This is a genomic window from uncultured Lactobacillus sp. (assembly GCF_902491705.1).
GTDB lineage: Bacteria > Bacillota > Bacilli > Lactobacillales > Lactobacillaceae > Lactobacillus.
The window spans coordinates 1-16,986 of sequence record NZ_CABUIW010000049.1 but is presented as its reverse complement, the minus strand read 5'-3'; the positions used below and the strand labels follow the sequence as shown (position 1 = coordinate 16,986).

Here is a 16,986-nt window from a genome sequence, read left to right as displayed (position 1 = left end):
GCTCAAGCTATAGAGGAATATATCAAATACTATAACGAAGAAAGGATAAAGAGCAGATTAAAAGGCTTAACTCCGAAAGAATATCGGAATCAAGCCTCTATTAATCCTATGTTTTAAAATGTCTACTTTTTAGGTCCCACTTCAAGAGCTAATACTTGCTCTAGCTTTTTTATATAATAATTACTTAATTATGAAAACTTCATCGAAATTAACATTAAAGCTACAATTAAAGCAAAAATAGCTATTATAACTATGTTTTGCCAAGAATGGCCTTCATCTTTTTTAGAATATGCCCGGCGCTTATCTTGCTCTACTTCATTCAAACGATCCAGTGCATGCTTTTCAGTTAAACTTGGCTCATTACTTTTTTCATCCTTTTTCATTTTGTACACTTCTCAAATATCTTTTTAAATTCATCGATGGAAATATCACCAGCCATCTTACGCTGGTAATCAACATTATCCTTCATTACATTTCTATCACTCAAGGAGTTCTCTACTAATTCTTTCATCCCCTTAACATTGTCAGGGGCAAAGACTGCTTTTTCAGATACATACTTTGGTTGGTGCAAAGTATTGTTAAAGCCAACGATTAACATATTTTGTTCAAAAGCGATTCTTACAGCATTCAAAATTTCATTTTGGTGGTTAATATCAAAGTAAACATCGCATTCCTTGAACAATTCAACTGTCTTCTTGCGGCTTACATTAGGATAAGTTACTACATTATCGTACTTTTTGAAAGAAAGTAGCTTATCAGACATCGTAGTTACAGCAGCAATATTAAATTCAATATCTGGCATTGCTTCAACTACTTCTTTTAAGTGTTCAATTTGATCAGAGTTGGTCATAATCAAAGCCTTGCGGCGAAGTTGATTGCTACGTGGATGAGGATAAACCATTCCGAAGAAGCCGAATTTCACATTACCAGTATCTTCTGGAATAAGCGCTTGTGACTTTTGCCATTCACGATAATTTTGGAAGAAGATATATTTCGTTCTTGTGTTGCTCTTCATCAAGAAGTCCATGTTCCCTGGTAAAGCATCACCAGTAGGTTCATGCCAGAGCATAATGTCGCTGCCAGCAGTATCAACGCCTAATGAAACAGACAATGATTCGTTCAAAGTGTTGTAGAAAATGTGATCCAAATTGTACTTGCGTTCTTTCAAGTAGAAGACTACAAAATCTGCAGTATTAGCAAAGTGCTTGTGATACCAACGATAGTTAAGGAAGATATCTCCTGCGCCTAAGTTCTGAACAATGACTTCTTTACCTGATTGATTGAAGTATTTTCTAAGAGCAGCCTTTCCTTGATTGTAATAAGTTTTCGCAAAGAGTTGACCAACATTATTATAATGTTCACCCCAGCTAATTGCACCATTATCATCAAGCCAGCGTACTTCAGTGACTTCACGAGTATTGTCAGTTGAGTTATAAATAATTTCTGCACGCTTATGATCTAAATCAAAGACATCAGCTTTTTGGCTAGTAGCTTCAATTCTCCAGAATTTTGGCAAAGGCACTTTATCAAAGTAAAGTGGGTGACCTTCCTTGCGGAAACCACAGTAAAACTTAATTGGTGAATCAACTTCTTCTGGCAAGAATCCATTGTCATGGATAGCAACTGAAGGAATCTTAATTTTTGCATATAATTCTGATCTCAAAAAATCTGCAGAATCTGTATCAAAGTGTTCAAATAAATTAATCATCTTATAATTCCTCCAAGACTGTCTTCCATTGTTTAGCAACGTTATCTGTTAAGTAAGGTGTAGCAATTTCATATGAATGTTCACTGTATTTCTTAAGATCTGCTTTATTGAACATCTTAACGATTGCATCAGTTAAAGCTTGAATCTTCTTATCTTCTGACCAATCTTCATCATAAGGAAGCAAGTAGCCATTTTCTTTATTATCAATAAAGGTTGGATTGCCGTAAGGAACATCAAAACCAATCATTGCAAGACCTGAGCCAACTGCTTCAAGTAAACTCAAGCCAAAGCCTTCACTAGTTGAAGCTGCAACATAAGTAGTGTACTTTTCATAAATATTAGTTAAATCATGTTGACCCATTAAGCGGATGTAGTCTCCAGCTTGATTATTTTTAATAATATCTTGAAGAGTATTTGATTCTCCACCTTGACCATAAATATCCAAGCTAAGTTCAGGCAACTTCTTCTTCGCAGCGATAACGGCCTTAACGATCCAATCAACGTGCTTTTCACTTGCAAGTCTTGAAGCCGTGATCAAACCAAATGGTTTTCTTTCTTCCTTAGGCTTCATTAATTTTTCCAAGTTACCAACTGGGATACAGTCAACACGAGGTTGAACATGATAATACTTCTTAAATTGTTGATCTAACAATTCCTTTTGCTTTGGAGTAGATACAATAAAGCTTGCTACTTCATCAGTGTGAGTGAATTGATATTCATAGAAGTTATTCCACAAAATTTCGTTCTTATTAATAAAGTGGCTGTCATAGTGATCTGCGTGAACAACTACTAATAACTTAGCTGGCTTATGATATTCAAAGAATAATTGACCATTAATTACGTCGTCGTGTTCATCTTCACGGTCTAAGATAACGTAATCGTCTTTAGTTAAATGTAGACGCTTGATCATTTCCAAATACAGATCATTCTTGGAGTAATAAATCTTGTGATCTGGAAATTCAAAAGTTTCTTTCTTACCATTTAAATGTTGAACATAGGCAATGGAGCCATCTTCATTGTAGAATTCACGGAAAGTAACGTAATTGTTTGAGGCAACACCTGCATAATATTCACGTGCATACTTGGTATATGAATAGAAGTCACGCTTAATTAATTGGTTATTGTACAAATAAGTTACTTGATCAATCGTTTGTTTTTTAACATCGTGAAAACGTACAACGATTTGCATCTTTTCATCTTTTAAATCGTAAGTTACTTGGTTGCCTGCTGCATTTTTAGTAGCCGCACGCTTTTTTAAATGAAGATCTTTTTCTAATTTTTCCAATGGATAATCAGATGGAGCAATCTTGACATCAGTGAAGAAATTATAAAGCCAAATGATTTCATCATCACTAAAGCCGATGTTCTTAGTTAAATCTTCAATATTATTAGCTAAGATTAAATCTGAGAAAATAAATTTAGCGGGAATATTTTCTCTTTTTAAAACTTGTTCTCTATAGATTTGGGCATATTCAACACCACTACTTGCCCAACCTATACCTAAATTTACGTTATATACTGTCATTTCATTATCCTCTGTTAGTTAAACATGACTACTAATTGACCTTTTTCATTGATGTGAATATCACTAAACATCAAGCGCTCAACACAATCCAGCTTTACTTTATCCCAAAATTCTCTAAAGGATTTAAAGGCTTCAGATTGGTAAACATAATCTGGATCTCTTCCAGAATTTGCCCATCCGCTCGTGTATGTCCGAAGTTTATTCATGTAATCTACTTGGTCAATCCAACATTTATCCATTGAAGCTAGTATTACCTGTTGGTAATACATATTTAATTGTTCTTTGTTAATTAAAGTTTGTGCCTTATTCTTTAAAGTTTTATATGCAGGTCCCTTAAGGAATCCTTTTACTTCTTCTTTATTACGCAAGTCTCTTGGAACTTCAACTACATCGTATGTTAAGAAGTTATTGATTAAATCCTGCAGTTTGCGCTGGCTCCACTCAGTATCTTGATTCATGTAAATATCCAAAGCTTCGCGGATAATTCTTTCAACAGTTGGTTGAAGATCATCCGAATTCATAATTTTATGACGCTCGGCATAAAATTTCTTAGTTTGAATATTCAATGCTCGTTCAAATTTGTTAGTCTGCATACGAGCAGTTTCACCCTTTGAAGCTACGCGGTTCTGAAGCATCCGCAAACTAATTCGAGTAAACGGATTATGGAGTTCAGTAATCTTTTTGCCACGCTCTTTTTTACGCATTAATCTGCGGTAAAGCCGCTTTTGACGATTAGTACTTGAACCTGATATATAGCTGTCTTCTAGTGAAACATAAAATTGACTAGTTCCGGGATCTCCCTGACGACCTGCTCTACCTGCCAGCTGCAACTTAACTCGCGGCGAAAGCATTTCTGTTCCGATAACAGCTAAGCCGCCTAATTCTTTAACGCCTTTACCTAGCTTAATATCAGTACCTCTTCCGGCCATGTTAGTGGCAATGGTAACTGCACCTTTTTGACCAGCGTTTTTAACGATTTCGGCTTCATGAACCGCATTGAATGCATTTAAAGCGTTGTAAGGGATACCTTTATTAAGCAAAAGTTCTGAGATAATTTCAGAGTTTTCCACTGAACCGGCAACTAGCAAGATCGGTCGCCCAGTCTTATGAATTTCCATTACCTGATTAATCGCGGTCATCAATTTATCAGCCGTAGTTAGGAAGACTTTCATTGGGTAGTCTTTTCTAATTACTGGTTTACGAGTTGGAATTTGGATAACCTTCATCCCGTAAGTACTCAAGAATTCATCTTCTGCAACCTTAGCCGTCCCACTCATGCCAGAAACTTTATTAAACAAACTGAACAAAGCTGGAAAAGTAATTGATGCGGCAGTCTTTTGCATACTTGTAAGTGCTACATTTTCTTTAGCTTGCAAAGCTTGGTGCAAACCAGAACCAATTTGGATACCTTTTTTCAGTCGTCCATCTGCTTCATCAAGCAAGACAACTTTACCTTGAACTACCAGATAATCATGTCCATTATCCATTGTTAAGTGAGCACTCAAAGCCAAGATAATATGACGATACAGTTCTCGGTTTTCAGGAGAAAATAAATTTTTAATTCTAAAATACTTCTCCGCTTTTTTTACCCCTTGATAAGTAAGCCAGAAAATCTTGTCATCACTCTTAAAGCGATAATCCTTATCAAGAACCAATAATCTTACAAAAGCATCTGTTAAATAGTACAAGTTTGATTGCAAGCTTGGACTACTTGAAACAACAAATGGCATTTCAGCTTCATCAAGAAGAACTTCGTCAACTTCATCAACCACAACATAGTTAAATGGTCTTAAATATTGTCCTTCAACATTAGCAGCAAGGTTGTTAAACAAATAGTCAAATGCTAGAGCACTGGCAGTAGTATAAATGATATCTGCTTTATACCACTTACGCTTAATTGCTGGCGTAATATCAACACCTGTATATTCTTCAGTTGGAAAAGCGTTGCTGACAGTTAAACCCATCCATTTATAAACAGGTTCCAGTTCTTTTTTATCACGCTCTGACAAATAATCACTCGTCGTTACCAGCATTGCGCCTTTGCCACTTAAAGCATTCAGATAAAGAGCCATGGTAGCTGTTAAAGTTTTACCTTCACCAGTTTTCATTTCAGCAATCGAACCACTATTTAATACGATTGCTCCCATTACCTGAATATCATAAGGGAACTTGCCAAGCACCCGGTAGTCCGCTTCTCTCATCGCTGCAAAAGCTTCTGGTAAAATTTGATTTTCTGTTTTACCAGCTTTTAGCTGCTCTTTAAAGCGATTAGTTTGATTTTGCAGTTCTTGATCGCTCATCTTGCGCATCTTGGGAGCTAATTTATTGATTTTTTTAAGAGTGTGGCGAACTTCGATTAATTTCATACTATTTACCGCCATTTAGATCACATCCTAAAATAATCTTTAATTTCTTGTACAATTAGCAACCAATCTGGGTCATAGATATTTGTGGAATACCATTCATTCACTTCATGATAGCCTGCCAATTTTTTAACATCAGACTCTAATTCCTTTGAAGTTAAAACTGAAATCTGGGGGAAGATATCTCTAATCTTTTCCATCACTGGATCGAACTTTGAACTACCACTAATAATTCTAAAACCGGTGTTGATGTTAACAGAAATCCAGTCGTTCAATTCTTGCGCTAAGTCGCCTTCATATTGCCAAGCAACATTGATAAATCGAATAGGAATACCTGGAATTTTCTCTTCCATTTCTGACCAAATCTTGCGTGAACGTTTACTGTCTGCAGTTAAAAGCAAGTTAATTGGACCAGGATTCCCCATATTAATTTGGTCACCGTAGAATATATCATCAAAAACTCTCTCAGGTAGACCCTTTTCCGCAATTTGTACCCGTTCAAAGTCGATTTTAACGCATCCCGTATTAACAAGCTCAAACGTATAAGAAACCGCATCTTTTGGAAAAGTAAATTCATATTCATTTTCATTGAAAAATAAATTCTTTACTTCTTCACCCTGCAAGTTGTAAAAGCTTAAACGATAAGTACAAGTGTCTTTGGGATAAACCTGATCTTTAATATTAATGACGTATTCACGACCATTAATTAGCATCGGCAGACGAGGAACTTCTTTCGTCATTTGATAATTGGTTCTAGAATTCCACTTAACAATCGTCTTCCCTGGTGACATTAAGGCATTCTCAAAACGGACACGGTTATTAGCTAGCTTTTTCAAATGTGTTCCTGAAAGATACGTATCATTAATCGTATCCCAATATATTTGATTAATTACTTTCTGCATGCTAATACTTCCTATCAAAATCCGATTGCAGTACTTGATTCAAACGATCGATGAACCACAACATAATTGTTCTATTATCATTGTGTCGTCCTGGAAAGCCTTTATAAGTAAACTGCAGTGCCTTTTTAGTTGCCGGCGATTCTTTCAAACGTCCCATGGTCGTATTATCGAAGTCATCATTTTTCATATAACCAACAAACAAACGAGTATTGGATAAATCTAACTTATCAAACTTCTCCCAAAAACGTTGGTCTAATTCACGAAGATGTTTATCATCAAGCTTAAGTACCAATTGATTATCAATATCGTAAATAGCTTCAAAATCATCTGGTCTTTGAAGGCGACCTCTGCGAGCAATATAACCTAAATTAGCCAAAGGCTTAGTAACATTAATCATATAAGCTCCAAGTTTGCCGCCATACAGAAGAGAAGCATATGACCCCATGGAAGTACCATTCATAATCAATTGTCGATTAGTAAAGCCCAGCTTTTTCAAAGTTTCTTTAATGACTTCGATAATCTTTTGTTCCATCGTGTCGTCATCATCTGTATAAAATTGTCCCAGTGACAAACGAACATCAGTAAAAAGCAAAGTTGGCGTCTTTAATTTTCTAAACAATGGAAAGGCTTCAAACCCAGCGGAAATTCTGGCACCAGAGAAATAGACTGTCAAAGGTGGTTTCAAATCACCAGGACTGAAGAAATATGCAATGTCTTCCCTTTTTTCCATATTAATGATTCGTTTACCACCAGCGATAAACTCGCCACGGCCTTCACGTCCCCAACGTGAGTGAAGAAGACCAATTATTAAATCGCCATCGCCTTTAACCTCAATGGTAACGCAGGCATATCTAGCTTGATCACTAGCTTCAATTGGCAAATACAATTCTTTTTCTGATCTAGAATCAATCGTTAAAACCTTATTATCGTCAGGATCGCCATCAGTTCCTGCAGGCTGAATGAAAACTCGTAATCTAACTTGAACATTAAATTCACGATAAGTAAGCCAAAGTTTGATCAATCTCTTGGGATCAATATATAAGCTATTGCGGTAACTACCGATATTTACCCATTGATCATGAGTATTAACCTTAACTTTTACGTTACATGAATCTAAGACCTCATATTCACTAACTTTTTCATCATTAAAAAAGATATTTGTAGGAAACATTCTGACCCCAGATTGACCAAAGAAGTAACGTGATTCTAAGTGGTCAATTACTACTTGGGGGTCTTCCATCATTTTTTCAGCGGCAGAACGTTTTAAAAATTCTCTTCCTGCATTATTTAACGTTTTATCAACGTCTGGCATATAGATCACGTGATATGGATCGACCATCCAAGTTAACTTTTCCCAATATGCCGTATCTAACTTGGCTCCATCAGTTACTAGAACAACATCGTAGCCCTTACGCTTCTTCTTTTTAGTTTTTGCTTTTTCCGAATCATAATCTTTTTCTGGAAAATCGTTAAAGTGCCAACGATAATCAGCCGGAATTCTGTAGCGTTTCGACCAATCATCATTGCCTAATTGCAAAATCTTTATCATTATGCCTCATCTTCATCTCTAAATATCTTTTGCCATTCTTTCATTAAGTTGTCTTCTGAGTATTGGTTTAAAGTTCTAACGTTATATACAAGTGCTCGGTTCCAATTTGAAAGATTATTGAGGAAATATGACAAGCCTTCATTTAACTCATGGAGATCAGAACAATTCCAGCCATTTTTTCCATCGATAACTGTTGTAGTTTCGTAATTTTGAAGTTGCGGAATTCCCACACTAATTGCGGCCATTTCCAAAAAGACGTCGCCGTCATTCCAAGAAATAAGAATTCTAATCTTGTCTAAAGCTCTCATTACTTCAGCGGTACTAGTCAAACGTTCTTTTTTAATTGACAAGTGAGGCAGCTTCTTTTCACTTTCTAGCTTAACTTCATCAGGGTCTTCTTTATTTTTACCCATCGTAAATTCGCCGTTACGCTCAGTTTTTAATTCTTCAATTACTTGATCAACTAAATGATCTTGATCAGATGAGTAAGTTAAGAATTTAACACCTTCACCAGTTGGATTGCTCATCAGTCTCTGATACAACATATCGGTTATTTCTTTTAATTCTTTATAAGACATGTATTCCGCAAAAACGCCAATTATTTGTCGCTTAGATCTCTGACTGTGTCCTAACTTAAATTGTGTTTGGAAAGGTGGCATGATTGTAATATCAAAACGATCATCTACTAGACCTACTACTCGATCTGCAGTTGCCTGCGAATCCGCAATCAATCGGCCACCTTCTACTTCAAGTAAACTGTGCGTATATTTATTCCACCGACTAGCAGAAAAGATAGTTGGTAATTGTTCAAAAACTTTAACCGGTAAAACAGATTGATCATCTAAACTAGCAATCAAATAATCTTCTGGTTTGATCTTAGGTAATACTTGGCTATTGAAAACCTCACTTATTAAATCACTTAAATGCAAATAATGATCTTGCTTGCATGGGTTAAAAAGTGGATTCAAATCAACTTGATCAGTTTGTCTATTATATTTGAAACGCCAGTGCCCAATTTGATCAAAATAAGTAATTTCATCATTTGATTCTTCAGAAGAAACAAATCCACGACTATCAATGGTTAAAGTATGTTTTGGTTGTTTATTTTCATCAAAATAAATTACTGATAAAATCTTTCCATCATTATCGAAGGTGATTTGTGCATACAAGCGATTTTTAGCCATCACCATAATTCTAAATGGCGTAAAGTCAAAATACGCATCTTCAGGCCAATTAAAATCCGTGTAATCTAAAACCTGATTACTTGTTTGATCAATTCCTTGTAAATAGTCATAGATAGAAAATTGATAATCAGGATTAAAAACCAATTGATTCAACTTAGAACTTAGTTGAGGTTGATAATTCGGAATTATCATACCGATTTTTTTACCATTATCTTGTAAAACACGCATCTGGTTTATTGCATCATAAAATTGAATGTGTGGGACATTATAAGCCCAGTCCATTAATTTACCATGCCAGGCAGGTACAAAATATTCCATTTTCTATATCTCTTTCATATAACGGTCATATTCATATGGATAAAGCAAAGTCATAATCTGATCCTTCATCCCGCTGATGAACATTGCTAACATAACAGCGTTCATTGGGATAATGGCTAAGCCTGCATATTTTCCAAATAAACTAGCTCCAAATAATCCTAACGTTAATTGAATAGCAGTTAAAACTGCACCAGGGAATGCGATAACTACTAATAATTTTCTTAAATAAACTTGCGTAGGTCTTCCTGGACGAACATTAGGAATATAACTGTGATCATTTCTAAAGTTTTTAGCTTGATCCTTAGGTGGGAATTGCATAAAAGTAAAGAAATAGAATAGCAAGAAAGTTAAAACAGCTGTAAAAATTGCTTGGAATGATGTTTGATTAATAATTGAATCAGGTGGGAAAAATGGTCTTAACATTGTTGGAATCATTAATAAGGCCATCCCTGTCATATATGTCATCATCGCACCCATATTTAATCCAATTGGGAAAGTTACTTCAGGTTCATAACTTGGCAAGGATGTGTTGATTACTTTCAATGGATAGTAAGCATGAATAAAGGCTACCCAGAAGAAGATTGAAACTAAAATGATTAAGACTAATACAAGCAAGAGCCAGTAGAAATTATGCAATGTTCTTAAGTCATGCATTGTTCTAAAGATAGTTGGAATTATTGATGAAATGATATTCACCAAAATAATCGGCATCCCCCCGCCAATACCATACTTAGTATTGATAAAGGTAAACCAGACAACTATCAGACTTCCTGCCGTCAGTATCAAAATTACGGTTAAGTCTCTTTTTAAATTTCTCTCTGGAATCATACTGTAGGTGAACAATACAGCCTGTACTACAGTTAAAATCAAAATCAAAAATTGCTGGAGATTTTGCACTTGTTCTACGGATAATGCATCTACCCCAAAGATTTTAGTAAACATCAAAAGCTGCATTATCAACATAACAATCATGAATGGGTTAATCCCAAGAGAAAAGATTGATAGCCTCGTTAGACTAGCCCCACTCATAATCCCCATTATTGATAAGGAGCTACTATTTAGGATTTGCTCGTATCTAGCGGTTATATCCGCAAAAGGTACGGGAATATACGTCCCCATTACATAAATTAAAATAATTAAAAGCGTAAAGGCGATTCGTTTTACAACCGTCATTAAATTTCTTTTATCAGTCAAATCTGTATCCTCAATCTGCTTTTCATAATTTCTTATTCTTAATACCTTTTACTATATAATAACATTAATTATTCTATTTTTTTAGCATAACTAAACAAAAAGCATTCACTTGTTTGTGAATGCTTTTAATTTTATTATTTAGTTTCAAATTCAGTAGGATTGCTTAATTCTTCAAGCTTTCCAGTAGTTTTATAAATAACCCACATTGCCAAGTTCACAATATGGTCACCAATTCTTTCAAGCAAACGAATAACCATAAAATAACTTGAAGATGCAGCGGCTTTAGTTGGATCGTCTTCGATTCCATCAACGATTAATTTTCTAGCACGTACATAATCGTGATCAATAATTCCGTCACGATCAGCTACGTCTTTAGCCATCTTTCCATCGTCTTGGACATAAGCTGTCAAAATTTGAATCAACATATGGCGAACATTATGTGTCATATTTGAGATAATTTCTTCAACTTCAGGAATACGTGGATTACCCTTTACACGAATAGTTTCAAGAGCAATACTCATGGCATTTTCACCAATTCTTTCCAAGTCAGTTGTAGCCTTCAAAATACTAATAACCACTCTAAAGTCAGTAGCTACTGGTTGTTGTAAAGCCATTAATTTTAAGGCCTTTTTTTGAATATCAATTGATTCAGTAGGAATCTTTTCTTCATTATCAATCATTGATTGAGCAGTCTTTTTATCATGATCAACAAATGCGCGTGTAGCTTGATCAATTTGATCGTTGACAAAAACACCCATTTCCATAAATTGTGTGTTTAACTTTTTTAATTCGTCTAAAAATATTTCGTGCATCTTTATACCTCAAAATTTAACCAAAACGACCGTTAAGGTAATCACTCGTAATTTGCTTCTTAGGTGCAATAAACATTTTTTCAGTTTTTCCAGCCTCGATTAAGTCACCATTCATCAAAAAGGCTGTTTGATCGGAAATTCGACCAGCTTGTTGCAGGTTGTGCGTAACCATAATAAAAGTATATTGATGTTTTAATTCCATCAAAGTCTCTTCAATTTCACTACTTGAAATTGGGTCTAAAGCACTTGTAGGTTCATCAAGTAAAACTACTTTAGGTCTAATAGCCAGTGCACGCGCAATACAAATTCTCTGCTGCTGTCCACCTGAAAAAGCTTGAGCATTACGGTTTAAATTGTCCTTAGTTTCTTTCCAAATTGCAGCTTGCTTTAAACTTTCTTCAACGCGTTGGTCGATCAATTGCTTATCCTTTACGCCAGCAATTTTTAAACCATACGCCACATTATCATAAACTGAAAATGGGAATGGAGTTGGCTGTTGGAATACCATCCCAACATTTTTACGTAATTCTACCAAATCCATCTTAGGACTATAGATGTCCTTGCCCTCAAACTTAATTTCACCGGTGATATTAATATTTTCAATATCATCATTCATTCGATTAAGGCAACGTAAGAAAGTAGATTTACCACATCCTGACGGACCAATTAATGCAGTTAATTCTTTTTCATGAAAATCAAGACTAATGCCATGAAGGGCTTCATAGTCACCATATTTTAGATGTACATCTTTTGCTGAAATAATTGTTGTCATTTTAACCAAAACTTCCCTGAATATAATCTTCAGTAATCTTTCCTTTAGGATTAGTAAAGATTTCTGCAGTTGTATTATATTCAATCACATGACCTAAATGGAAAAATGCAGTATAGTCACTAATTCTTGATGCTTGCTGCATATTGTGCGTAACCATAATCATGGTGTACTTGCTTCTAAGCTGCTTTAGCGTGTCTTCTAGTTTAGAAGTAGATACTGGATCTAAGGCACTAGCCGGTTCATCCAAGAGTAAAATTTCTGGTTTAACAGCTAATGCACGTGCAATACACAAGCGTTGTTGTTGTCCACCTGAAAGTGCTAATGCACTCTTATCAAGCTTATCTTTTACTTCATCCCATAACGCAGCTGCACGCAAACTTTCTTCTATTATTTTATCCAATTCTTGTTTGTCATTTTGTCCATCAGCTTTTAAAGCATAGACAATATTTTCTCTAATTGACTTAGGAAATGGATTAGGTCGCTGGAATACCATTCCAATGTTTTTTCTTAATTCATAAACATTGATATTAGGCTTATTCACATCTAGACCGTGGAACCAGATCTCTCCATTTACTGTTGCTACTCGGTCGTTCATTCGATTGAGTGACCGCAAAAAGGTAGACTTACCTGATCCGGATGCACCAATTAAAGCTGTGATTGTATTTTTCTTAAATTGTAGACTAGCGTCAAATAATTTTTGGACTTTTCCACCGTATAGAACACTTAAGTCTTTAGTAGATAATTCCAAATCATCCTTAGCAAAAGTCTTTACATAGCTTTGTTCTAAATCTTGCATTACATCACCTTATTTAGCCGCGGTTAACTTGCGGTACAATTTGTTACCCAAGTATCGTGCACCTAAATTAAATACAATTACGACAATAACCAATAATGCTGATGTAGCAGCTGAAACAATTGTAGCATCTGGAATAATACCTTCTGTATTCACCTTCCAAATATGCACAGCAAGAGTTTCTGCTGGACGCATTACATTTAATGGACTCGTTGGACTAAATGGATTCCAATCAGCGTAGTTTACAGTAGAACCACTTTGACCAGCTGTATAGATCAAGGCGGCTGCTTCACCAAAAATTCTACCTGCACTTAAAATAATACCGGTCAAAATACCTGGCAAAGCTGCGGGTAAGACGATTCCGCGGATTGTTTTCCAATTAGATAAGCCTAAAGCAAGACCTGCTTCACGTTGATCTTGTGGCACGCCTTTAATAGCTTCTTCAATGTTACTGGTTAAAATTGGTAAATTGAAGAATGTTAAAGCAAGTGCCCCAGAAATAATTGAAAAGCCAAAGCCAAATTGAACTACGAAAAGCAAATAGCCAAACAAACCAACAACAATTGATGGTAATGAACTCAAAATTTGAATAGTAGTTCTAATCAAATTGGTTACCCAGTTATCTTTAGCATATTCAGCTAAGTAAATGGCAGCTCCTAAGGCAATTGGCAAAGAAATAATTGTAGTTAAGATCAACAAATATAGTGAGTTGAATAATTGATCTCTAACCCCACCGCCAGCTTGGTATGATGAAGCCTCGGAGGTCAAGAAATGCCATGATAAGTGAGGAATACCAGTAATCAAGATATTGCCTAAAATGCCGGCCAAAATCAAGACAACGATACCAACTAAAATATAGATAATAACCGTTGCCAATTTATCTCTCTTTTTTGCGTCCGTTCTACTTTTGACCTCTCTTTCCTACTAATTTAACTAAGAAGTTAAAGACTAAAGACATGATCAAAAGAAGCAATGCCAATGACCATAATGCATTGTTAGGTAAAGTACCCATAACTGTATTACCCATTTGACTAGTTAATTGACTTGTTAAAGTTGCGGATGGACTGATCAAATTGTATGGCATCAAAACTGCGTTACCAATTACCATTTGTACGGCTAAGGCTTCACCAAAGGCACGAGCCATACCAAAGATCACAGCAGTCAAAATTCTAGGAGTTGCTACTCGCAAAACAACATGATAGATAGTTTGCCAGTGAGTTGCACCAAGTGCCATTGAAGCTTTTCTAAAATGACTTGGTACAGCCTTTAAACTATCTACTGTTAATGAAGTAATCGTTGGTAAAACCATTACGAATAAGACTAGCGTAGCCGCCAAAATACCAAAACCGGTTCCACCAAACAAGTTTCTAATTACAGGAACGATAATTGTTAATCCCAAGAAACCATAAACTACCGATGGAATACCTACAAGAAGTTCAGTGACTGATTGTAAGAAATTAGCACCTTTTTTGGAAGAATATTCCGTCATGAAAAGAGCAATGGCAATAGCAAATGGTGTAGCAATTAATGCTGCTAAAAGCGTCACTGCAAATGAAGTAACGATCATTACCGCAGCACCAACATGGTTCTTGCCTTCACCTGGATCCCAATCCGTTGAGGTTAAGAAATGAAAGACATTAACATGATCGCTTACAAAAGTGGCTAAACCATGGTAGCCCACAAAACCAATAATAGAAACTACTAAAACAATGATTAAACCGATAGCAAAATATGTTAATCCCTTGCCCCAGTATTCTTGGTGCGTTTCTTTAGAAGGCTTGGTTAACTTATCAACGTCAACACTACTCGGTCCCATCTTGTTTAATTTAACATGGGGAACTTGTTGCTCGGCAATCGCCTGATCAACAACCTTTTTTAAATCTTCTTTGTTTTCCATAAACTACTTTCCTATTTGCGTAACTTGATTTTTACTATTACGAGTAACTTTCATATCATTAATACTCAAATAACCAATCTTAGGTACAAGATCTTTCTGTACCTTTTTGCCTAGCATATAATCAATAAAGTCCTTAGTTTGCTTATTTGGCTTACCTTTAGTGTACATATGCTCATATGACCAAAGTTTCCACTTATTTGTAGTAATGTTTTGGTTAGTTGGCTTAACATGATCAATACTCAATTTTTGAATATTAGTATCATGTGCATATGGGAATGACAAATAACTAATTGTCCCTGGAGTACTATTAACAATCTTCTTTACTGTACCGTTTGAGTCCTGTTCTTGAGACTTAATTGGCTTTTGTCCCCGCAAAATTATATCTTCAAAAGTACTTCTAGTACCACTACCTTTTGAACGATTAATTACAGTGATTGCTTCGTTTTTACCGCCAAGTTGTTTCCAATTGGTAATCTTCCCTGTAAAAATCTTGGCTAGTTCATTGGCAGTAACGTCTTTTACGCCAACACCTTTGTTAACAATAGGCACAATGCCAACTACGGCTATTTTATAATCTTTTAGTTTATTTGCTTGAATGCCTTTTTGAGTTTCCGCAAACACATCAGAAGTCCCGATTTGCACTGCTCCAGCTTGAACTTGACTAAGTCCAGTACCAGAACCACCACCTTGAACAACAATGTTGCTACTAGAATGGCTTAAGCGATAATCATTGCCTGCTTGTTCGGCTAAAAGTTGCATGGCACTTGAACCAACAATAGTAATTTTTGAGCCATTGTTAGCACAAGCGGTTGTTGCAACCAATGTCAACAACAAAAGTATGATTAATTTTCCTATGGAATGCTTTTTCATTGCTTCTCCTCATATTTAAGATTTATTTGCAAGTTAAATTAATAATAACATGTCACAAATGCGGTTTCAAAATGATTCATTTTAGTCCATTTGGTGTATGCTTTTTTAATTAATCCTTGTCATAAACCATTATTCCAATATATAAGTATCGCAGAGAATAGCAATGCGATCAATTATTTTTACCAGTTCTTAGAGTTTTAATTTTTGAGTACAAAAAGTGTCTGGGAAAAAACTAATTCCTTAGACCAAAAAAAGAACGATGAAGTTCATTCAGAATTTCATCGTTCTTTTTGTATACTTCCAGCGTCTTCCTTGATATTATTGAATCACCACAAAACAAAAAAGAAAGAGGACGCTTTTCATGTATCAAAATTATACCACAGGTCAAACCAGTTTATCACTTACTTTAGATTTCTCGCTTCCTAAAAATCATATTGCTTCTGTAATTAGTTCTTTTGTGGATTCTATTCCTGAAAATGAACTAATCGATAGAAATTCTACAGTCGGCAGACCTGCATATCATCCTGCCTTACTGCTAAAGATCTTTCTTTTTGCCTATTCTAGAAAAGTCTTTTCTGGGAGAAAGATTGAAAGAATGCTTGAAGAAAATCTTCCAATGATGATTATGGCTGATGGACAAAAGATCTCATATCATACTTTGAATAATTTTAGATCCAGCAAGCATGCCAACAATTTAATTAAAAAGTGCTTCATTCACTTTACCAATATGATGGCTGATGAAGGCCTAATTCGCGCTGATTCTTTGTTCATTGATGGTACAAAGATTGAAGCTGACGCTAATCGCTATACTTTTGTTTGGCGTAAAACCGACGAGAAAAACTGGGCCAAGCTAAAGAAAAATGCGGCCAAATTATATGAAGAATTAGTTGAACAAGAAGTAGTCAAGCAAATGGCAAACGATGAAGCTCAGACAAGTCAAGACCTAGAGAAATTAGCCCAGCAAACTGAAGATAAAATTGAAGAGCTGAATAAAGAGATAGCCAAAGAACCCAAAGCAATACCTGGTGGGTCTGCTAACAAACGAAACATTCTAAGCTTAATAGTGAATTGATTATCCGACGGGATAGTCGATTCACTA

15 protein-coding genes and 1 pseudogene are annotated in these 16,986 nt (G+C 35.5%); 2 read left to right on the top strand and 14 right to left on the bottom strand.

All coding sequences use genetic code 11. The annotated features are described in order from the left end of the window. Positions 1 to 117 (top strand): IS3 family transposase (locus RDN22_RS08760; RefSeq protein WP_308554877.1); only part of this gene is annotated, 117 nt, incomplete at its 5' end. A 71-nt stretch (positions 118 to 188) separates the two neighbouring features. On the opposite strand, the gene RDN22_RS08755 is transcribed toward RDN22_RS08760, so the two are convergent. From RDN22_RS08755 to RDN22_RS08690, 14 genes are all read right to left on the bottom strand, one after another. Further along, positions 189 to 383 carry a hypothetical protein gene (locus RDN22_RS08755; RefSeq protein WP_308557554.1) on the bottom strand — a complete coding sequence of 65 codons (195 nt, stop codon included), beginning with the start codon at positions 381 to 383 and terminating at the stop codon, positions 189 to 191. After that, positions 380 to 1,708: an accessory Sec system glycosylation chaperone GtfB gene (gene gtfB, locus RDN22_RS08750; RefSeq protein WP_308557552.1), complete on the bottom strand. Its 1,329-nt coding sequence runs from the start codon at positions 1,706 to 1,708 to the stop codon at positions 380 to 382. The genes RDN22_RS08755 and gtfB overlap by 4 nt, the downstream gene beginning before the upstream one ends. Before the next feature lies 1 nt (position 1,709). Further along, positions 1,710 to 3,233, bottom strand: a complete 1,524-nt coding sequence (gene gtfA / locus RDN22_RS08745; RefSeq protein WP_308557550.1) for an accessory Sec system glycosyltransferase GtfA — start codon at positions 3,231 to 3,233, stop codon at positions 1,710 to 1,712. Between the two features lie 14 nt (positions 3,234 to 3,247). Continuing rightward, positions 3,248 to 5,614 (bottom strand): accessory Sec system translocase SecA2, encoded by a 2,367-nt coding sequence (gene secA2, locus RDN22_RS08740; protein WP_308557548.1) that lies wholly within the window; start codon positions 5,612 to 5,614, stop codon positions 3,248 to 3,250. A gap of 5 nt (positions 5,615 to 5,619) precedes the next feature. Beyond that, on the bottom strand, positions 5,620 to 6,498 hold the full coding sequence (gene asp3, locus RDN22_RS08735; RefSeq protein WP_308557547.1) for an accessory Sec system protein Asp3: 879 nt from the start codon (positions 6,496 to 6,498) through the stop codon (positions 5,620 to 5,622). A gap of 1 nt (position 6,499) precedes the next feature. Continuing rightward, the gene (asp2, locus tag RDN22_RS08730) at positions 6,500 to 8,047 is read right to left on the bottom strand and encodes an accessory Sec system protein Asp2 (protein WP_308557545.1); all 1,548 of its coding nucleotides are present in this window, start codon (positions 8,045 to 8,047) and stop codon (positions 6,500 to 6,502) included. Continuing rightward, complete coding sequence (gene asp1 / locus RDN22_RS08725) at positions 8,047 to 9,549, bottom strand: accessory Sec system protein Asp1 (protein ID WP_308557543.1); 1,503 nt, start codon at positions 9,547 to 9,549, stop codon at positions 8,047 to 8,049. Before asp1 ends, asp2 begins: the two co-directional genes overlap by 1 nt. A 3-nt stretch (positions 9,550 to 9,552) precedes the next feature. Beyond that, positions 9,553 to 10,743 carry an accessory Sec system protein translocase subunit SecY2 gene (gene secY2, locus RDN22_RS08720; protein WP_308557542.1) on the bottom strand — a complete coding sequence of 397 codons (1,191 nt, stop codon included), beginning with the start codon at positions 10,741 to 10,743 and terminating at the stop codon, positions 9,553 to 9,555. A gap of 134 nt (positions 10,744 to 10,877) precedes the next feature. Next, positions 10,878 to 11,555 carry a phosphate signaling complex protein PhoU gene (gene phoU, locus RDN22_RS08715; RefSeq protein ID WP_308557541.1) on the bottom strand — a complete coding sequence of 226 codons (678 nt, stop codon included), beginning with the start codon at positions 11,553 to 11,555 and terminating at the stop codon, positions 10,878 to 10,880. 16 nt (positions 11,556 to 11,571) lie between these two features. Further along, positions 11,572 to 12,327, bottom strand: coding sequence for a phosphate ABC transporter ATP-binding protein PstB (gene pstB, locus RDN22_RS08710; RefSeq protein ID WP_308557539.1), 756 nt, complete (start codon positions 12,325 to 12,327; stop codon positions 11,572 to 11,574). Position 12,328: 1 nt separating this feature from the next. Beyond that, positions 12,329 to 13,123 carry a phosphate ABC transporter ATP-binding protein PstB gene (gene pstB / locus RDN22_RS08705; protein WP_308557537.1) on the bottom strand — a complete coding sequence of 265 codons (795 nt, stop codon included), beginning with the start codon at positions 13,121 to 13,123 and terminating at the stop codon, positions 12,329 to 12,331. A gap of 9 nt (positions 13,124 to 13,132) precedes the next feature. After that, positions 13,133 to 13,996 carry a phosphate ABC transporter permease PstA gene (pstA, locus tag RDN22_RS08700; RefSeq protein WP_308557536.1) on the bottom strand — a complete coding sequence of 288 codons (864 nt, stop codon included), beginning with the start codon at positions 13,994 to 13,996 and terminating at the stop codon, positions 13,133 to 13,135. 25 nt (positions 13,997 to 14,021) lie between these two features. Further along, complete coding sequence (gene pstC / locus RDN22_RS08695; RefSeq protein WP_308557534.1) at positions 14,022 to 15,017, bottom strand: phosphate ABC transporter permease subunit PstC; 996 nt, start codon at positions 15,015 to 15,017, stop codon at positions 14,022 to 14,024. 3 nt (positions 15,018 to 15,020) lie between these two features. Beyond that, complete coding sequence (locus RDN22_RS08690) at positions 15,021 to 15,887, bottom strand: phosphate ABC transporter substrate-binding protein (RefSeq protein WP_308557532.1); 867 nt, start codon at positions 15,885 to 15,887, stop codon at positions 15,021 to 15,023. A 361-nt stretch (positions 15,888 to 16,248) separates the two neighbouring features. On the opposite strand from RDN22_RS08690, the pseudogene RDN22_RS08685 reads away from it, so the two are divergent. Next, positions 16,249 to 16,929: pseudogene (locus RDN22_RS08685) on the top strand (transposase); the annotation flags it as partial. Positions 16,930 to 16,986: the final 57 nt, after the last annotated feature.